The organism is Leifsonia sp. HAY1-4F, from assembly GCF_056755275.1.
The window spans coordinates 1-18,922 of record NZ_JBNDHX010000075.1; the positions used below are offsets into that span (position 1 = coordinate 1).

Sequence of the window (18,922 nt, forward strand, 5' to 3'; positions counted from 1 at the left end):
TCCGTCGTCGGCAGCGTCAGATGTGTATAAGAGACAGCGGCTCAATCGGCCGCGGACACCTCCCTTTCCCGCATCCCACGGCGTGTCGCGCGCCACTCTCCTCCGTTTCCGTCGAGGCGGGTGGCGCACGCAAGTCGGCCAGTCGGCCGGTCGGCCGTCGTCCAGTCGGGCAGCCGGGCACCCGGCCAGCCGCCTACAGGGTCGCCTCGATCGTGCGGTCGTAGACCGTCGTGCCACCGACGCGGATACGGCCGTCGGCGAGCAGCTCCGTCACCAGCTCGGACCCCTCGCCCTGCAGGATGCGCAGCGGCCGTCCGAGCCGGGCCGTCAGGCCGATGGCGGCGGCTCCCGTCGCCTCGTCCTCCACGATGCCCATCTCGGGGGCGAACATGCGCGCGCGGAGGCGCCCGGCGTCCTCGTCGATCCACGCGTACGCGTAGTGCTGGCCCGTCGGGAAGGCGAACGGATCCAGTGCCTCGACGTCAGCCGGCGAGGCCAGTGGCAGCCAGTCGAACGAGGGCGTCCATTCGGGCCGCGCCGTGATCCACGCGGTGTCGTCGTCGACCGCCACCTCGACGTCGCCGGCCGCCTCGCGCAGCACCTCCACGGGGGTGCGGCGGTCGGCCAGCCACCAGGCCGTCCCGACACTGGGATGGCCGGCGAACGGCAACTCTTTCGCCGGCGTGAAGATGCGGATGCGCGCGGCGCGCTCGGCCTGATGCACCGCATCCAGGAACACGGTCTCGCTGAAGCCGAGTGCGGTCGCGATCTCCTGCTCCCGCGCGCTCGTCGCCGGCGTGCTGCGCACGATGCCGAGCTCGTTGCCGTTCCGACCGCTCTCGTTGGTGAACACGCGGACGACGACGACCTCGATGGTGTCGCCGCTTTCGCTGCTTTCGCTGGTCTGATCCATGGCCACCACACTGCCAGACAGCCTTTCCCACGTTAACCACCGAGGTGCATAATCGCGCCATGACGACCGACGACCGCCAGAACGCCGCCGACGAGGACATCGCCCTCGAGCACGCCGCCGAGCGACTCGCAGACCGTTACCCGGACGTCCCCCGGGAACGCATCGACGAGCTGGTCGAGAAGCACCGCGAAGAGTTCGACGGCGCTCCCGTGCGCGACTTCGTGCCCGTGCTCATCGAGCACGATGTGAAGCAGGAGCTGAACGCACCGCGCCGAGACGCGCGCCGGACCGGACAGCAGGAGGAACGCGCCGTCTGACGGGCACCGGCGCGCTCCCGCCGCATCCCGGTCACGCCGGAATCAGCGTGTACTTCGTGCTCAGGTACTCGTGGATGCCCTCGAGACCGCCTTCGCGCCCGAGGCCCGACTGCTTCACGCCGCCGAACGGGGCTGCCGCGTTGGAGACGAGCCCGGTGTTGAGGCCCATCATGCCCGTGTCGATGCGGTCGATCATCCGCTGGCCGCGCGACAGGTCCTGGGTGAAGACATAGCCGACGAGGCCGTACTCGGTCGCGTTGGCGGCGGCGATGGCCTCCTCCTCAGTGGAGAACGTGGTCATCGCCAGGATCGGCCCGAAGATCTCCTCGGCCAGGATGTCGCTGCCGGGCTGCACATCCACCAGCACGGTCGGCTCGAAGAAGTTCCCGTCGCCGTCCGGCGCGGTGCCGCCGGTGAGGATGCGAGCGCCGCGGGACACCGCATCCCGGAGCAGAGCAGACATCGAGGCGACCGCGCGGTCGTCGATGAGGGGCCCGATGGTGACGCCCTCCTCGGTGCCGCGCCCCATCACAAGCGCCTGCACCTTCTCCGTGATGCGGCGGGCGAACTCGTCCGCGACCGACTCGTGCACGATGAACCGGTTGGCGGCGGTGCACGCCTGCCCGATGTTGCGGAACTTCGCGAGCATCGCGCCGTTCACGGCCGCATCGAGGTCGGCGTCGCCGAACACGACGAAGGGCGCATTGCCGCCGAGCTCCATGGAGGTGCGGAGCACGTTCTGGCCGGCCTGCGCCAGCAGCGACCGGCCGACCGGGGTGGAGCCCGTGAACGACAGCTTGCGCAGGCGCGAGTCGGCGATGATCGGCTCGGAGACGGTGCGGGCCGTGCTGGTCGGGATGACGTTGACCACGCCGGCGGGGACGCCGGCGTCCGTGAGCAGCTGAGCGAAGAACAGGGTCGTCAACGGGGTCAGCTCGGCCGGCTTGACGACGACCGTGCAGCCGGCGGCGAGCGCCGGTGCGATCTTGCGGGTCGCCATCGCGAGCGGGAAGTTCCACGGGGTGATCAGGAAGCACGGCCCGACCGGACGCTGCGAGACGACCATCGTGCCGGTGCCCTCCGGATTCTGGCCGAAACGGCCCGAGATGCGGACAGCCTCCTCCGAGAACCACCGCAGGAACTCGCCGCCGTACGTGACCTCGCCGTTCGCCTCGGCGAGCGGCTTGCCCATCTCGAGCGTCATCAGCAGCGCGAAGTCGTCGCGGCGCTCCTGGAGCAGGTCGAAGGCGCGGCGCAGGATCTCCGCACGGACGCGGGGCGCGGTGGCGGCCCACTCGTCGGCCGCCGCGACGGCGGCGTCGAGGGCCCGCATCCCGTCCTCCGGCGTCGCGTTCGCGATCCGCTTGAGGACGCGGCCGGTCGCGGGGTCCTGCACTTCGATCAGGTCGCGGGTACCCGGCTCCCAGCGCCCGCCGATGAACAGCCCGTCCGGGACGCGGGCGAGCAGGTCGGCCTCGCGGGCCGACGGGACGGCAGAGGCGGCGTCGGCGGCGACTCCGCTCGGGTTCTCGACGATGGTCATGCGCCCGCCACCGCCTCCGCGACGACGTCCAGCCCCTCGATGAGGAGGTGGTCGGGGATGCTCAGCGGCGGCAGGAAGCGGATCACGTTCCCGTACGTGCCGCAGGTGAGGAGCACGACGCCGGCAGCGTGGGCGGCGGCGGCGACCCGGGCGGTGAGAGCGGCGTCCGGGTTCCCGGTGGCCGGGTCTACCAGCTCGATCGCGACCATGGCGCCGCGGCCGCGCACCTCCGCGACGCGCGGGTCCGCATCCCGGAGCGCACCCAGCTTCTCGAACAGGATGTCGCCGATCCGGCGGGCGCGTGCGGCGAGGTCCTCCTGCTCGTACGTCTCGATGGCGGCCAGCGCGGCCACGCACGCGAGCGGGTTGCCGCCGTACGTGCCGCCGAGGCCGCCGACCTGAGGAGCGTCCATGATCTCGGCGCGTCCGGTCACCGCCGACAGCGGCAGTCCGCCGGCGATCCCCTTCGCCGTGACGATGAGGTCGGGCACGATGCCGAAGTGCTCCGAGGCGAACATTGCGCCGGTGCGGGCGAAGCCGGTCTGCACCTCGTCGGCGATGAAGACGACGCCGTTGGCGCGCGCCCAGTCCTGCAGCGCCGGCAGGAAGCCGTCGGCGGGGACGATGAACCCGCCCTCGCCCTGGATCGGCTCGATGATGAGGGCGGCGAGGTTGTCCGCGCCGACCTGCTTCTCGATCATGGTGATCGCGAGCGCGGCAGCCTCCGCGCCGGAGAGCCCGCCGTCTCGAAGCGGGTAGCTGAGCGGCGCGCGGTAGATCTCCGGCGCGAACGGGCCGAAGCCGTTCTTGTACGGCTGGTTCTTGGCCGTGAGCCCCATCGTGAGGTTGGTGCGGCCGTGGTAGGCATGGTCGAACGCGACGACCGCCTGCTTGCCGGTGTAGTGGCGGGCGATCTTCACGGCGTTCTCGACCGCCTCGGCGCCCGAGTTGAACAGGGCGCTGCGCTTGGCGAAGTCGCCGGGGGTGAGCCGGTTGAGCGCCTCGGCCACGTCGACATAGGAGTCGTACGGCGCGACCGTGAAGCAGGTGTGCGTGAAGGCGGCGACCTGCGCGGTCACGGCCTCCACCACGCGCGGGGCGGAGTTCCCGACGCCGGTGACCGCGATGCCGGACCCGAAGTCGATGAGGGAGTTGCCATCCACATCCACCAGCACGCCGCCGCCCGCCGCCACCGTGAAGACGGGGATGGTGGTGCCGACGCCGGCTGCGACGGCCTGGGCCTTGCGCTCGGCTCGCTTGCGCGACTCCGGGCCGGGGATGGCGGTGACGAGCCGGCGCTCCTGCGGGAGCGAAGGTCCGCCGACGAGTGCGCCCTCGGGCGTGCCGGGGCGCGCGGCGCCGGCGGTCTCCTGTGCGGTGTCGAGGATGGTCATGTCCCGAATCGTAAGAAGACGGTGCTCCCGAAGTGCTGGACACATCGTACAATCGCAGCGTCGGGGATCGACACCCTGGCAGATGGAGCCTCATGCCCGCGACCCTCACCCAGCTTCTCGCCCGCGGCGAGCTGGGCCTGCGCCTGCTCACTCCCCCGGACGCCGGGGCGCTGGATGCCCCCCTCGCCTGGGCGCACAGCTCCGACCTCCCCGATCCGACGCCCTTCCTGTCGCCCGGTCAGGTGCTCCTCGTGACGCAGCCGCCGGAGGATGCGGAGGCGTATGTGCGGCGCCTGGCCGAGCACGGCATCGCCGGGCTGGGGTTCGGGACCGAGGTCGTCCGCGACGGGACGCCCGCCTCCCTGGTGGAGGCGTGCACGCGGCACCGGCTGCCGCTGTTCGAGGTGCCGTACCGGACGCCGTTCATCGCGGTGGTCCGCTTCGTCGCGGACCGGGTGGCGGCCGACGCCTACGCCCGCAGCACCTGGGCCCTGCGTGCGTCGCGCGCGATCTCGCTGGCGGCGCTTCGTCCCGACGCCCTGGGCGCCGTGCTCTCCGAGCTGTCGCGTCAGATCGAGCGGCCCGTTGCTCTCGTCAGCGCCGACGGCACGGTCGGACGCAGCCACCCGGCGGGAGCTCTGGGTGCGCGGGCGCGCCAGGCGCTCATAGAGGCGGCGGACCCGCTGCTGCGGAGCGGCCGCCGGGCGGCGGGCACCGTCGGCACGGATGCCGGGCCGTTCACCCTGCAGACCCTCGGCGCCGCCGGGCGCCTCCGAGGGGTGCTCGCCGTCGGCTCGGAGGGGCTGGACGCCGCGGCCCAGCAGGTGGTCACCGGCGTGGTCGCCCTGGCCGGCCTCGCGCTCGAGCAGTCCCGCGCGGCGGACGCTGCCCGGGAACGGCTGCGCACCGCGGTGTGGCGCGCGCTGCTCGCCGGGGACACCGGAGTCGCCGCCTCCATCGCCGAGCCGGTCCTCGGATCGCTTCCGCCCGCTCCCCTGCGGCTCGCCGTCCTCTCCGGCGCAGCGGTCGCGGCGGGACTCGACTGGCTCGAGTCGCACTCCGACGCGTTCTTCGCGCGCGACGGAGCGGACTTGGTGGTGCTCGGCGACGACGCGGCGGCCACGGCCCTCGCGGCGCGTTTCGACCTCCGCGGCGGGCTCTCGGCGCCCGCCGGTCTGGAGGCTCTGCCCGCCGCCCTCGGGCAGGCGCAGACCGCCCGCAACCGGGCGTCGGCCGATGACCCGGTAGCCGTCTTCGACGATGTCGCCGCGGCCGGGATGCTGGCACTCCTGCACACCCCGGACGCGCGCGCCGTCGCCGAGACCACCCTCCATCCTCTGGTCGCCGCCGACCCGTCGCTGCCCGGGGTGCTGCGGACCTGGCTGGATGCGGACGGCGTCTACGACATCGCCGCCCGCCGGCTGGGCGTCCACCGGCACACCCTCCGCGCCCGCGTGGCCGACGCCGAGCGCCTGCTCGGCCGCGACCTGTCGACGTTCGCCGCCCGGGCCGACCTCTACGCCGCCCTCCGCGCCACCGCCTGACCCCGCCTCCTCGACCTCCTCCCGCCCCACCATCGAGTACGCACAGATTGCACGCTCAGACGCTCGAAAACGTGCAGTCTTCGTGGACTCGATGGTGGGGGGAGGGACCGGGTGCGCGAGAATGGGCGGATGAGCATACCCATCTCCGGAACCCACTACGGTCTCACCGCGGGCGACTACCACGCGACGATCGCGTCCGTGGGCGCGACACTGCGGACCCTTCAGTTCGACGGGCGGGACCTCGTCGTCCCGTTCGGCGCCGACGAGGTGCGGCCCGCGTTCCGCGGAGCCACCCTCGCGCCCTGGCCGAACCGGGTGGTCGACGGACAGTACACCTTCGATGGAGTCGAGCAGCAGCTCCCGCTCACGGAGCCCGGCCGAGGGCACGCCCTCCACGGTCTCGCCGCCTGGCTGGACTTCGTGGCCGTCGACCGCGCCGCCGACAGCGTCACCTTCGCGGCGACCATCGAGGCGCAGGCCGGCTATCCCCACCGCGTCGAGGTGACCGTGGCCTTCTCTCTGGATGAGGACGGCCTCCACACCAGCGTCACCGGCACCAATACGGGCACCACCCGGGCGCCGTGGGGCACCGGTCCGCACCCGTACCTGGTCGCCGGCGTCGGCCGCGTGGACGACTGGACGCTGACGCTCCCCGCGGACCAGGTGCTCTCGGTGACGGAGGACCGCCTCATCCCCACCGGGCTCGCCGAAGTCACGACCGAGAACGGCGGCGCATGGGACTTCCGCACCCCGCGCGTCATCGGAGACACCTTCATCGACCACGCTTTCACGGGGCTCACCCGAACGGCCGATGGCGGTACCACGGTGCGACTGACGGCGCCGCAGGGCACCGGCGTCGAGATGGTGTGGGGTGCTGACTGCCCGTGGGTGCAGATCCACACGGCCGACCAGGCCCTGCCGGAGCTCAACCGGCTCGGCCTCGCCGTGGAGCCGATGACGTGTCCCCCGGACGCCTACAACTCGGGAACCGACCTCATCGTGCTCGAGCCCGGGGCCGCTTCCACCGCATCCTGGACCATCCGCGCCATCTGACCCAAGCGGCGATTCGTCACGAATGTGCACCTAGACGCGAGCCGAGCGACGATTCGTCACGAATGTGCGTCACGCCCGGCGGACAGCCACGCGAAGCCGTACGGCCCGAGGGTGCGGCCGTCCCATCCCTCGGCGAGCAGGATCTCCGACCCGCCGACCGGCTCGAGCTCGACGGTCTCGTCCGAGAGGTTGTGGAGCGTGATCAGTCCGTCGCGACGCAGCGCGAGGACCGACGGCCGGCCGACGTCGAGCGCCTTCCAGCCGTTGGCGTCGGCGTTCCTCTCGTGGCGGAGGCGGCCGATCGTGCGGATCAGCGCGAGCAACGACCCGGGGTCGCTCTCCTGCGCCTGCACGTTCACCGTCCGGTAGCCGTATGGTCCGTCGGTCTGCGCGGGCAGCGTGCGAGGGGATGAGTCGGCCGTCGTGAAGCCGCCCCACCGGGAGTCGTCCCACTGCATCGTCGTCCGCGCGGCACCGCGCCCCTCGACGCTGAGATCGTCGCCCTGGCCCACCTCCTGGCCGGCCAGGAGCAGCGGCACACCGGGCAGGGCGTAGAGCAGGCTCATCGTCATGCGGAGACGCTGGTCCGGCTGCATCATGGGCGCCCAGGCCCGGCGGATGCCGCGGCCGTAGATCAGCATGTCCGGCTCCGGCGCGAACTCGTCGAACGCCTCCCGCCGCTCGTCGTCGCTCAGCTGCTGCAAGTCGATCTCGTCCGCGTTGTGGAGGAAGTTGAGCCGGGAATCCGGAGGGATGGTGTCGTCGAGGCGGCGCAGCGCATCCACGATCGGCCGGGCCTCACTGCGGGTGAGCGCGAGGATCACCGCGTTGTTGAGCGTGAAGTCGATGACCGCTTCGAAGCGGCCCCGCTCGACGAGGGAGGCCATCAGCTCCGGCGACTCGTCCGCCTCGGCGATGAGCGCGACGTCCTGCCGCACCTCGCGGAGCCGTGCCCGAAGCCGGTCGAAGAACTCGCCGTCCTCCACATCCGTGTCCGGCCGGCCCTTCCCCTGCACCAGGAGGAGCGCTGCGTCGATGCGGAAGCCGTCGACACCGACCTCCAGCCAGAAGGTGAGCACGCGCACGATCTCGTCGAAGACATCCGGATCGGTTGCGTTGAGGTCCGGCTGGAACGCATAGAACTGGTGGTGGTAGTAGCGGCCCGCCCGCTCGTCGTACTGCCACACGCCGTCGTCCTCGCCGGGGAACATGGGATGGTCGCCCGGCTCGATCGAGTCGTCGTCGCTCCACACGAAGAACCGGCCCGCCTGCCCGCGGGAGTCCTCTCGCGCGGCCAGGAACCACTCATGCCGATCGGAGGTGTGGTGCAGGACGGCGTCGATCAGGACGCGCATCCCGAGCTCGTGCGCCCGGTCGAGGAGGGCGCGCAGCCCATCCACGTCTCCGAAGCGCGGGTCGATGGCGAGGTGGTCGTCGACGTCGTACCCGTTGTCCCTCCGGGCGCTCGGATAGAACGGCAGCAGCCAGATCCACGTCACACCGAGCGAGGCGACGTGATCGAGGTGCCGCATGGCCCCGGCGAAGTCGCCGAAGCCGTCCCCGTCGCCGTCCGCGAAACGGGAGAGGTCGAGCCCGTACATGAGCTCACCCGGGTCTCCCGCCCAGTTCGCCCAGCCCTCCTGGTTCGTCGAAGTATCCACGCTCCCACTAATACCCTCGGGCGATCCGGCCGGTCCAGGCTCCGCTCAGGCGGGCGGCGCCGCCACCCTTGCACCTCTCACTGACTGAAGTCGAGGAGCTGCTGCTGGAATCGGGCGTAGGAGGTCGCGGGCGGCGGCTCACGGCCGTCCCGGACCGCAGTCGCCACGCCCACCGCCGCGTCGATCGCCACGCGGTACGGCAGCGAGCCGGTGCTCACCCGCCGGACACCGAGCTGCTGCAGGTCGGCGAGGGTCAGTCCCGGCACGACGAGCACGTTGAGCGGGAGCGAGATGCCGGACGCCAGCTGCTCCAGCGTCGCCGGCTCTGCTGCGCCGGGGACGAAGATCCCGTCGGCGCCCGCATCCGCGTACGCCTTCGCTCGGTCGCGGACGGCCTCGACCGTGTCGTCCTCGTGGAACCAGTACGAGTCCACGCGGGCGTTGACGAACACCTCCGGGGCCGCCCGCTTGATCGCGGCGATCTTCGCCGCTGGAATCGACGGATCGACCAGCCGGCCGCCGGCGGAGTCCTCGAGGTTGACCCCGGCCGCGCCGAGCCCGGCGACCAGGTCGGCGACCTCGGAGGGGTCGTCACTGTACCCGTCCTCGATGTCGGCGGTGATGTACACCGGCAGGGCCGAGATCCGGCGGATCAGCGCGACCGTGGCCTCCCGGCTGGCGCTCTCGGCGTCCGGGCGCCCGGCTGAAGCGTTCACGCCGAAGCTGGTCGTGCCGACCGCTGGAAAGCCCGCCGCGGCGAAGGCGAGGGCTGAGCCGACATCCCAGGCGTTCGGCAGGAGCAGCGGCTCAGCTCCGAAATGCAAGTCGTGGAACGACATAGTGCTCCCTCCCTTGAGGGGAGGTTAGCGCCCGGCCCCCGGCAACGGCACCCCTCCCGGACAGCGGAGCCTCACGCGGGCGGCGGCGCCGTGCTCTCGCGGATGATGACCGTCGGGCGCTCGGACGAGAACCTGCGCACCTTCCCTCCCGCCATCACGGCCTCGAGCAGGTCGTAGGCGCGCGACCCCAGGCCGACGAAGTCCTGGTCGACCGTGGTGAGTGGCGGGCTCCACATCCGGGCGAGGGGATGGTCGTCGAAGCCGACCACGCTGACGTCGTCCGGCACCCGCTTGCCCTTTTCGACCAGCCCGCGGATGACGCCCATCGCGATCTCGTCGTTCCCGCAGAACACCGCGGTGACGGTGGGGTCGTCAGCGAGCGCGCGGCCGATCTCGCGGCCGGATTCCGGCTCCCATGTCGCGTCGACCGGCGCGGGGACGGGCGCGCCGTGCTTGGTGAGCGCGCGCTTCCAGCCCGTGGTCCGCCCGTCCTCCTTGCGCGACGGAGGGACACGGACGTGATGCACCGTTGCGTGGCCGAGCCCCAGAAGGTAGCCGGTGACCTCCTCCGCGGCTTCCGCCTCCGCGAGGACGGCCTGCGGCACACCGCTCTCACGCACGCCCGATATCGACACGGTCGGGATCGACTTCGGGATGCGGTGGAGCGCCGCCACGCCGGGCGGGTCGAACTTGAGCACGACGACGCCGGCGATCGGCTGGTCGAGCACGAGGGAGACCGTTCCCTCGACGATGTCGTCGTCGGCCGACTCCACCACCGTGATGCTGACCGTGTAGCCGGCTGCGCGTGCCCGCTCCTCCACGCCGCGGATGGTCTCCGCGTAGCCGTAGCGGGACGTGTTCCCGGCGATCACCGCGATCAGCTTCGGCTGCCGGGCGACCAGCGCGCGCGCTGCCGCGGATGGCCGGAAGTCGAGCTCCTGGATGGCCTGCATCACCCGGGTCCGCTTCTCGTCGGACACGTAGGCGGCGCCGTTGAGGACGCGCGACACCGTCGGCACCGAGACGCCCGCGCGGCGTGCGACGTCGCTGATCACGGGTGGTTTCGGCGCGTTGTTCGGCATCGCCCTCAGCATAGCGACGCGCCCGTCGCGGTCAGGGGACCGGCGGCCGGACCAGCGGCCGGACCGGCCCCCGGACCGGCGGCCGTACCCGCACCACGGATCACTTCACCGCTCCGCTGGTGACGCCGGCGATGATCCGCCGCTGCATCACCGTGAAGGTGATGAGCAGCGGCAGGCTCATCAGGATGATGTAGGCGAAGATCAGGTGCCAGTTCTGTAGGTACAGCCCGGAGCTCGCGACCTGGTAGAGGTTCAGCGGCAGCGTGTCCAGCCGGCCGCCGATCACGAACAGCGCGTAGAACACGTCGTTCCAGATGTAGAGGCAGATCAGGATGGTGGCCGTCGCGAGCGTGGGCGCGAGCAGCGGCAGGATGATCCGGAAGAACACCTTCACCGGGCCTGCGCCGTCGACCCGGGCCGCCTCCTCCAGTTCGACCGGGATCGTGCGGACGAATCCGGTCACGAAGAAGATCACCGTCGACATGTACATGCCCATGTAGACGCCGATCATCCCGATCGCGGTGCCTGCGAGCCCGAGCTGCCTCAGCAGCAACACGATCGTGACCACGGCCGGCGGCAGGACGATCCCGCTGATGCCCAGCGCGTAGACGAATGCGATCGGCTTGCTCCGGCGGCGTCCCAGGACCCAGGACGCCATGGCGCCGAGCAGGAGCACGCCGAACACCGACGGGACCATGATCAGCAGACTGCCGAGGAAGGCGGGAATCATCCGGCCCTGGTCGAGCACGGTGCCGAAGTTCTGGAACAGCTGCCAGCTGGTCGGCAGGGCGAGGCTCGGGTTCAGGGCCTCGGCCTGGTCCTTCCCCGCCGTCACGACGACCAGCCAGAACGGGATGCCGAGCAGCAGCACCACGAGCAGGATCGCGACGGCCGGCTGGATCAGGCGTGCCGGCCGCAGCGACCGGCGGCGACGAGCCGAAGTGGAGGTGGAGGCGAGCGCGCTCACAGCACGTTCTCCCTTCTGCGCAGGAAATAGATCACGGGGAAGGCGAGGACCGTCACCATGAGGAAGAGGGAGAGGCTCATCGTCGTCGCCTGGGCGAACAGGCCCTGCCCGAACGTCCGGAAGATGAAGATGTTGAGCAGCTCCGTGGTCCCGCCCGGTCCCCCGGCGGTGGTCGCCTGCACGATGTCGAACCCGTTCATCGATCCCAGCAGCGCAGTTGCCACGTTGAACGTCACAGCGGGTGCAAGGAGCGGGAAGCGGATGCTGCGGAACGTGGTCCACCATCCCGAGCCGTCGAGCCGGGCCGCCTCGAGGATGTCCTCGTTGATCGTCTTCAAGCCAGCGAGGTAGATCAGCATCGAGAGGCCCATCCACTTCCAGGCGTGGATGAGGGCGACGACGACGATGGTCCACGTCGTGCTGCCGAGCCAGGCGATCGTCACATGCTGGCCGGTGAGGAAGCCGAGGATCTGGTTCAGCGCGCCCGCCGGCTTCAGCATCGCCTGGAAGATGTAGCCGACGGCGAGCGCCGACATCACGACGGGTACGAAGAACGCGACCCGGGCGAAGCGGTTGACGGCGGTGTCCCGCTCCAGCACGAGAGCGAGGATGAGCCCGAACAGGTTCTGGAAGATCGCCACCAGCACCGCGTACACCAGTGTGATCCGCAGGTCGTTCAGCAGGCTGCCGTTGGTGAAGAGCGCTGCGAAGTTGTCGAAGCCGACGAAGCCGATGTCGCTGTGGAAGCTGGACCAGTTCGTGAAGGCGTAGACGAAGTTGAAGATCGTCGGGACGAAGAAGAAGATGACGAGGACGACGAGCGCCGGCACGAGGAACCAGGCGGGGTGATCCTGACGTCTTCGCCCGAGGGAACGCGGCGGTCGCCGGCGCGCCTGCGCTGCGGCGGTGGGGGCCGGCGGGGCGAGTTGTGCGGTCACGGGGTGCTGCCTTTCTGGGGGTCGCTGCGGGTGCGCCGGGGCGGCTCTCGGAGCCGCCCCGGCGTCCCGGCTAGAAGCCCTTGACTCCTTGGGCCTTCGCCAGCTGAGCGAACTGGTCCTGCGTCGTCTGCGCCACCTGGACCGGGGTCTTGGTGCCCTGGATCATGTCGGCGAGGTTGAGGTACAGGTCCGGGTTCGCGACAGCGAGGGCCTGCATCGAGCCGACCGAGCTGTCGAGGGACGCGGCGACATCCTTGAGCGCCTGCGGCACATCGGACGGCGTGTCGACGCCCTTGATCAGCGAGACCGTCGACTGCGCCTTGACGAAGTCCTTGTATCCGTCGCCCAGCCAGTAGGAGAGGAACTGGCGCGCGGCCGCCTCGCGCTTGCTGTCGCCGGACTTGAAGGCGACCAGAGCGTTGGACTGATCGGGGATGTAGGTGCCGACGTTGCCCTTGGGGGAGATCGGGAAGAAGCCGATCTTCTTGTTCAGGTCAGCGGTGTTCGAGGTGGCCTGCAGTTCGCCGAAGAAGGAGTTCACCTGCATGGCCATAGCCGCCTTGCCGCCGAGGAGCGCTGTGCCCTGATCGACGAAGGTGGCTGTCTTGATGTCCGAGTTGAACAGCCCCTGCTGGATCAGCTTCTGGTAGTTGTCGATGGCGCCCTGGATGGTCGGGTCGGTGAACTTCTCCTGGTTCTTGTTCACCTTGTCCCACAGACCGTCCTTGGCGGCATCGGCGAGCTGCGCCTGCACCCACCACTGGGTGGCCCACTTGTCGCCGCCCATCTCGTAGAACGGGTCGACGCCCTTGGCCTTCAGCTGCTGAGCGAGCTGGATGAACTCGTCCCAGTTCTTCGGCGTCGTGGTGATGCCGTTCGCCGCGAAGACTTCCTTGTTGTAGTACACGCCGATGACGGCCGGCGTCGTGACGAGCGCTGCGTACCGGGTGTCGCCCAGCTTCCCGGTCATGTCGGCCAGGTTGCCGGTGTAGTTCTTGACCCAGGGCGCGCCATCCAGCGACTGCAGGTTCTGGGTGGCGTTCAGAGCGGTGAGCTCGGACGCGGTGGGCTGCCAGAACGCGAGGTCCGGCTTGTCGCCCGTCGCGACCTTGGTCTGGACGCCCTGCTCGTACGGGTCGGGGATGGTGACGACCTTGACCTTCGCGCCCGTCAGCTTCTCGAAGCCGGAGATGACGCTGTCGGCGGTCTTGTTCGAGTTCTGTGCGGCCCAGATGGTGAGGTTCACCCCGTCGAGCTTCGTGTTCTGTGCCGGCCAGGATGCGCTGCCCGCGCTTCCGCCTCCGGAACCGGGGTCACTGCACCCCGTGAGGGCGAGCGCGGCGGCTGCCGCGATGGCCGCGATGGTCGCGGCGCCTTTCCAAGCGATCTTCATCGAACTGCTCTCCTTGTGTGACGTAGCGACCGTAGCGCTACTGGGTTCGTGTTGCGGAATGCGATGCGGACGCGACATTCGTCGCGGCCTCCAGGCGGAGGACTCGCGCGCCGATGACGCCCGTGCGGGCGACGATGCGGAGTTCTCCAGTCCCCGCGTCCCAGTGGGTCTGCCACTCGGGAAGGGTTCGCGGGAAGACGGGCGTGACCGCGAGCTCCCGCCCGGCGAAGGCCGGGAGGGACAGCACGGTCTCGGGTACTGCGGGGTCGCGGTTCCAGACGGTGACGAGGGCGCCACCGTCCATCCCCGGTCGTTCCGTCCTCAGGCCGAGCGCGGTCCAGGCGCCGTCCCAGGTGGGGACGCCGAGCGGCCAGAAGGGAGTGGATGCGGCGAGCTCGCCGCGCAGAGCCTTGGCGGCCTCCACGGCCTCCGATACCAGGGCGAGACGTTCGGCATCCATCCGGGCCAGGTGCCCGGAGACGTAGTAGCGGCCGAGCAGCCCGGTCGCCAGGCAGAACGCGACCTCCTCGACGCTCATCTCGGGCTGGGGGTACGCCCAGCTCGCGGCCTGCTCGGGAAGCATCGCGGCCGGCGCGCTGGCGGCGATGGGCGGGTACTTGAGGAAGTCCTGCTGGTCCGAAGTGGACTGCACCTGCAGCCGGGACAGCATCGCGAAGTCGGAGCGCATGGCGCCCGAGGCGCAGTTCTCGATGACAAGGCCCGGGTGCCGGTCGAGGACGCCGTCCAGCCACTCCAGATGCGCCCGGTTGTGGGCGAGCAGGCCGGCGCCCACGCTGTCGGCGTCGCGGTCGGTCCCGGGCCCCGGGTTGATGTTGTAGTCCAGCTTGAAGAACCCGATGCCGAACTCGGTGACCAGCCGGTCGACCACACCGTCGAGGTGCTCGCGCGCCGCGGGGTGGCGCAGATCGAGGTGGTAGCGGTGGTGCTCGACGACCCGCTCGCCCGCCCGCTGCAGGAACGCCTCGTCGGGCAGCTGCGCCGCCATCGGGCTCTTCACCCCGATGACCTCGGGCTCCAGCCAGAGCCCCGGCACCATCCCGGCGTCGTGGATGCGGTCTATCACCTGCGCCAGGCCGCCCGGGAAGCGGGTGGTGCTCGGCATCCACTCGCCGACCGTGTCCCACCAGTCGCCGCTGTCGTCGTACCAGCCGGCGTCGATGCAGAACACCTCGGCGCCCACGGCCGCTGCCGCGTCGATCAAGGGCAGCAGCTTCTCGGTCGTGGGGTCGCCGTTGAGCGTGTTCATGTAGTCGTTGAAGACGACGGGCATCGCGGCGTTGTCGGGATGCGGACGGCGCGCGGCCCGCCGGTACCGGGTCAGCTGACCGATCGCGGAGGTCACGTCGGCGGCCAGCGCGATGGCGGCCGGGACCGTCGTGAACGTGTCGCCGGGCCGGAGCTCCTCGCTCCACTGGTGGTCGGTGTCGGTGGGGCCGGAGAGGGCGAGGTAGCCGCTGGCCGTGTCCTCCCCGATCTCCCAGCGCCAGGCGCCGTTGTGCTCGATCTGCCAGGCCCAGGCGGCGCCGAGCCGTGGCGACCGGACGGCCGCGATCGGCAGGTGCTTGCCGGTGGACCAGGTGCCGGAGGAGATGACGCTGAACTCGCCGCGCGGGTTGTGGTTGGTCAGGTGCTGCTCGAGGCGCGGGAAGCGGACGCCGCCCAGCGGCTCGTGCATCCACCGGCCCTCGCCGAGCCAGTCGCTCAGGGCGTGGTACACCTCCCACTCGCGGATGTCGCTGCGGCCGTTCCCGCCCAGGTACAGGGCGAGCGACGGGATGCTGCGGAGCACCACGGCCTCCTCGCCGCCGTTGGCGACCGTGACGGTCGAGCGGAGGACGGCGAGTCCGTCCGGGAGCTCCAGGCGCAGTTCGACGCTCAGGCCGCTCGCCGCATGGGCGAGGTGGATGCGCAGCTCCCTCCCGCGGGCACTCGCCGTCTCCTCGTGGCCCGCGTAGCGGAGGTCGTGGCCGATCGCGGTGTGCACCAGACGGTCGCTCGCGAGGGAGTGTCCGTGCCGCACCGTGAGGACATCGACCAGCGGGAGCCCGGCCGGCATCTCCAGCCGGAGCCCGGCGCTCTGGACCGCGGCGATACGGGGTGCCGAATCGGCCGACCACTCGAACTCGACGGTCAGCGTCCCGGTGCCCCAGCTCAGGCGGTCGGTCATCGGTCTCCTCGTCATTGCGGACTCGTACGGACGGTGCGGCCGGTTGGCCGCGTCGACTTATGATAGCGCTATCAGAATTAAATGCAAGCGAAATCTGGTAGCGGTATCAGATAGACCGCTATTGATCCGTTCGCCCTATTGCGTTCATACCCGGTATCGCTATCATGATATCGGTTTCAGGATGTGCCCGACCGGCGATTCGGCGGTCGGGACCCGACGCGAACCGGAACCGTCCAACCGATCCGTACGAAGGAGTACCCGCTTGAACGGCACACACCGCAGGCATCGTCTGCGCAGCATCCTCCCGCCCTCCATCGCTCTCGCCGCCGGCGTCGCCCTCGCGGCCGGCGGCCTCACCCTCCCCGCTTCCGCCGCAGGCGTCGACCACCTCGGTGTCGACTTCTCGCACACGACGGGCACGTTCCGCGGCGGTTCCACCGGAACGCTCTACGGCCTCGGCGACGACGGAGTGCCCACCCAGGCCGTCCTCGACGGCGCGCACCTGACGAACACCTCGCAGAAGCCGCCGCAGGGAGCACAGCATCCCAACGGCGACGCGCTGCAGGTCGAGTCATCGTTCTTCGCCGCCGGAGGCCAGGACCTCTATGTCTACGTGCAGGACATGTACCCGGACTGGCCGTACAACGGCGGCAAGCGCCCGGGCGACGCGAACGGCGACGGCGTCTGGGACTACCTGCCCATCCTGAAGCAGGCGGTCGAAGCGGTGGCGACGACGTCGAAGCATCCCGAGAAGTACGTGTTCATCCCGTTCAACGAACCGGACGGCGGCAACTGGTACCCGAACTGGTCGACGCAGAAGGACCAGTTCCTGGCGGACTGGTCGGCGGCCTACCAGGTGATCCAGGGCGTCTACGCCGAACACGGACTCGGCCACGCGCGCATCGGCGGCCCCGGCGACTCCACCTGGCACGCCGATCGGAGCGCGGACTTCCTGAGCTACGCGAAGGCGCACTCCGAGCTGCCCGACATCTTCATCTGGCACGAGCTGGGCACGAACAACCTGGCCACGTTCCGTGGACACCACGACGCGTACACCGCCCTGCTCCAGCGGCTCCGTATCGCGCCCATCCCCGTCAACATCACGGAGTTCGGGATGCTGCGCGACATGGGCGTCCCCGGCCAGCTGGTGCAGTGGATCTCCATGTTCGAGAGCGAGAAGGTCGACGCGCAGACCGCGTACTGGAACTACGCCGGCAACCTCTCCGACAACTCCTCCCGCAACAACGGCGCCAACGGCGGCTGGTGGATGTTCAACTGGTACGGCAGCCTCGCGGGTTCGACGACGGCGGAGGTCACTCCCCCGCAGCTGAACGTGCCGGACACCCTCCAGGGCCTCGCCGCCATCGACACGAAGGCCCGCAAGGCCACGGTGCTGTTCGGCGGAGGCAGCTCGGACGTCGCGGTCGACGTGAAGGGCCTGGACGTGTCCACCTTCGGCGAGACGGTGGATGTGCAGGTGCGCGCCGACCGCCTCGACGGAGCCGAGGGCGCGTCGCTGCAGCCGCCGGTGATCCTGTCGACCACCGCGAAGATCGTGAACGGCGCCGTCTCGGTGACCGTGCCGAACAGCGACCGGTACGCCGGGTACCAGCTGCAGATCACCCCGCAGCTCACCGACCCGCAGCCCGTGTCGGCTGACCTGGTGAACAGCACGGAGGCCGAGAACGCGACCATCGCGAACGCGAACGTCTACACCCAGGATCCGTCACGGGAGTGGTCGTTCATGGCCTCCGGAGGCAAGGATGTCGGCTCGTTCAACCGCGCCGGTTCCTCCGCGACCTGGAACGTGACGGTGCCGACCACCGGCGACTACCGGCTCTCGATCCTGAGCGGGTCGAACGCCACACCGGGCAAGCACGCGCTCTTCGTCGACGGCTCCTTCGACCAGTTGGTGAAGTACTCGGCGGACCTCAACTGGGGCTACCGCGGAACGGCCGACGTCACCCTCCACCTGACCGCCGGCACGCACGCGCTGTCGCTGCGGGCCAGCAAGGACGGCACCACGGTTCTGCCCGGAGCGGACATCACCCTCGACCGCTTCGACCTGTACGACGTCACCTCGGGCGAGCGCGCGACGTACCCCGCGGTGGATGCGACGCTGGCAGGCGGGGCGACCCTGTCGTGGCAGCAGCCGGCCGCGCGCGGGTACGCGTCCCTCACGGGCGACGCCCGGGCCACGTTCTTCGCTACGACGGCGGAGACCGGCTACTACGACGTGACGACGCACTTCGCCACCACCGGCGACGGAGGCACGCCCGCGCTGACCGCGAACGGGCGCAGCATCCCGCTGCCCGCCGCCACCGGGCCCGGCGTGTACGACGCGACCGTCCGCGTGTTCCTGCCGCAGGGTGTGAACGAGCTCAGCGTGCAGGCGGCGATCGGAAGCATCCTCGTCGGGGACGTTTCGACCCTCCGGGGTGCGGCGCACAAGTCCGCCGACGCGGATCCGTCCCTCGTGTTCCACAGCGAGGCGGAGGCGCTGCCCCGGTCGGGCGCGGCGGTCGTCCAGACGGACCCGGCGAACTCGAACGGGTCGGCGGACGCCCAGGGCGTCGTGCGCGACGTCGGCTACCTCGGGAACGGCGCGGCCAACACCCTGACGGTCCCGCGGCCCAGCGGCTTCGCCGCCGGCGAGTACCAGCTGGTGCTCGGCGCATCCAACGCCGACAAGTCCGCTGCGATCAACTACAACCCGCAGGTGATCAGCCGTTTCCTCGACGTGACGGAGGCGGGAGGCGCCACAGCGCGGGCGGCGTTCCGTCACAACTACTCGTGGAACAGCTACTGGGACAAGACGATCCCGCTGTCGCTCACCACGGACGGCGGCGCGCTGACCCTCGGGAACCCGACCGCGTACGGTCCCAACCTCGACACGGTCACCCTCGCGAAGTTCGTGGCCGCGGCCCCGGCCCTCGCGCGCATCCACCCCGGCCTCGGCCAGCAGTAACCGTCTGTCCCTGTCTCTTATACACATCTCCGAGCCCACGAGACACTCGCTAATCTGGTGGGGGGGGGTGTTGTTGGGGGGGGGGGGGGGGGGGGGGGGGGGGGGGGGGGGGGGGGGGGGGG

The 18,922-nt window shown here is 70.5% G+C and carries 14 protein-coding genes; 4 read left to right on the plus strand and 10 right to left on the minus strand.

Annotation, left to right across the window (positions count from 1 at the left end):
• Nucleotides 1–193: 193 nt before the first annotated feature.
• Nucleotides 194–913 carry a PhzF family phenazine biosynthesis protein gene (locus ACPYOG_RS13795; protein ID WP_481294763.1) on the minus strand — a complete coding sequence of 240 codons (720 nt, stop codon included), beginning with the start codon at nt 911–913 and terminating at the stop codon, nt 194–196.
• Between the two features lie 59 nt (nt 914–972).
• Between ACPYOG_RS13795 and ACPYOG_RS13800 the strand changes: the two genes are divergently transcribed.
• Nucleotides 973–1,230: a three-helix bundle dimerization domain-containing protein gene (locus ACPYOG_RS13800; RefSeq protein ID WP_481294764.1), complete on the plus strand. Its 258-nt coding sequence runs from the start codon at nt 973–975 to the stop codon at nt 1,228–1,230.
• Between the two features lie 31 nt (nt 1,231–1,261).
• On the opposite strand, the gene ACPYOG_RS13805 is transcribed toward ACPYOG_RS13800, so the two are convergent.
• On the minus strand, nt 1,262–2,773 hold the full coding sequence (locus ACPYOG_RS13805; RefSeq protein WP_481294765.1) for an NAD-dependent succinate-semialdehyde dehydrogenase: 1,512 nt from the start codon (nt 2,771–2,773) through the stop codon (nt 1,262–1,264).
• Complete coding sequence (gene gabT, locus ACPYOG_RS13810; protein ID WP_481294766.1) at nt 2,770–4,167, minus strand: 4-aminobutyrate--2-oxoglutarate transaminase; 1,398 nt, start codon at nt 4,165–4,167, stop codon at nt 2,770–2,772. Before gabT ends, ACPYOG_RS13805 begins: the two co-directional genes overlap by 4 nt.
• Nucleotides 4,168–4,259: 92 nt before the next feature.
• Between gabT and ACPYOG_RS13815 the strand changes: the two genes are divergently transcribed.
• Both ACPYOG_RS13815 and ACPYOG_RS13820 read left to right on the plus strand, forming a co-directional pair.
• Nucleotides 4,260–5,711 (plus strand): PucR family transcriptional regulator, encoded by a 1,452-nt coding sequence (locus ACPYOG_RS13815; protein WP_481294767.1) that lies wholly within the window; start codon nt 4,260–4,262, stop codon nt 5,709–5,711.
• A gap of 129 nt (nt 5,712–5,840) precedes the next feature.
• Entirely contained in the window at nt 5,841–6,764 is a 924-nt protein-coding gene (locus ACPYOG_RS13820; protein WP_481294768.1) for an aldose 1-epimerase family protein, read from the plus strand.
• A 56-nt stretch (nt 6,765–6,820) separates the two neighbouring features.
• Here ACPYOG_RS13820 and ACPYOG_RS13825 read toward each other — a convergent pair whose 3' ends face one another.
• From ACPYOG_RS13825 to ACPYOG_RS13855, 7 genes are all read right to left on the minus strand, one after another.
• Nucleotides 6,821–8,425, minus strand: a complete 1,605-nt coding sequence (locus ACPYOG_RS13825) for an alpha-amylase family glycosyl hydrolase (protein ID WP_481294769.1) — start codon at nt 8,423–8,425, stop codon at nt 6,821–6,823.
• Nucleotides 8,426–8,502: 77 nt separating this feature from the next.
• Complete coding sequence (locus ACPYOG_RS13830) at nt 8,503–9,264, minus strand: isocitrate lyase/PEP mutase family protein (protein ID WP_481294770.1); 762 nt, start codon at nt 9,262–9,264, stop codon at nt 8,503–8,505.
• 71 nt (nt 9,265–9,335) lie between these two features.
• Entirely contained in the window at nt 9,336–10,346 is a 1,011-nt protein-coding gene (locus tag ACPYOG_RS13835) for a LacI family DNA-binding transcriptional regulator (protein ID WP_481294771.1), read from the minus strand.
• 100 nt (nt 10,347–10,446) lie between these two features.
• On the minus strand, nt 10,447–11,313 hold the full coding sequence (locus ACPYOG_RS13840) for a carbohydrate ABC transporter permease (protein ID WP_481294772.1): 867 nt from the start codon (nt 11,311–11,313) through the stop codon (nt 10,447–10,449).
• Entirely contained in the window at nt 11,310–12,251 is a 942-nt protein-coding gene (locus ACPYOG_RS13845) for a carbohydrate ABC transporter permease (protein WP_481294773.1), read from the minus strand. The genes ACPYOG_RS13840 and ACPYOG_RS13845 overlap by 4 nt, the downstream gene beginning before the upstream one ends.
• Before the next feature lie 70 nt (nt 12,252–12,321).
• The gene (locus tag ACPYOG_RS13850) at nt 12,322–13,644 is read right to left on the minus strand and encodes an ABC transporter substrate-binding protein (RefSeq protein ID WP_481294774.1); all 1,323 of its coding nucleotides are present in this window, start codon (nt 13,642–13,644) and stop codon (nt 12,322–12,324) included.
• Nucleotides 13,645–13,681: 37 nt separating this feature from the next.
• A complete protein-coding gene (locus tag ACPYOG_RS13855; RefSeq protein ID WP_481294775.1) occupies nt 13,682–15,832 on the minus strand; it encodes a glycoside hydrolase family 36 protein in 2,151 nt (716 codons plus the stop codon).
• A 262-nt stretch (nt 15,833–16,094) separates the two neighbouring features.
• Between ACPYOG_RS13855 and ACPYOG_RS13860 the strand changes: the two genes are divergently transcribed.
• Nucleotides 16,095–18,800, plus strand: a complete 2,706-nt coding sequence (locus ACPYOG_RS13860; RefSeq protein ID WP_481294776.1) for a CBM35 domain-containing protein — start codon at nt 16,095–16,097, stop codon at nt 18,798–18,800.
• Nucleotides 18,801–18,922: the final 122 nt, after the last annotated feature.